This window comes from Ruoffia sp. FAM 26254 (assembly GCF_045528545.1).
Taxonomy (GTDB): Bacteria; Bacillota; Bacilli; order Lactobacillales; family Aerococcaceae; genus Ruoffia; species Ruoffia halotolerans.
Genome location: NZ_JBGQQY010000136.1, coordinates 1 through 255, shown reverse-complemented (window position 1 = coordinate 255; position 255 = coordinate 1). Strand labels below are relative to the sequence as shown.

Here is a 255-nt window from a genome sequence, read left to right as displayed (position 1 = left end):
TAGGTGAACTCCTTTTTAACCATTCCTTTATTGTCACGAATTTCTCAGAGAACATCTCGGCTAAAAGAGTATTTGAAACCTACAATAAACGCGGTACCATGGAAAACTATATTAAAGAAGCCAAAAACAGCTTCTTTTTCGATAAAACAGATAGCCCAGAATTCCTTGAAAACGAGGCACGCATGATGATTAGTCTGTTGGCATACAATGTGGTTAATTTCTTACGTACCATATGTTTTGAACCAAAATCAAAAG

The 255-nt window shown here is 35.7% G+C and carries 1 protein-coding gene; it reads left to right on the top strand.

Annotation, left to right across the window (positions count from 1 at the left end; all coding sequences use genetic code 11):
• On the top strand, window positions 1-255 hold a 255-nt coding region (locus ACEN3Z_RS12005), incomplete at both ends, for a transposase (RefSeq protein ID WP_407091000.1).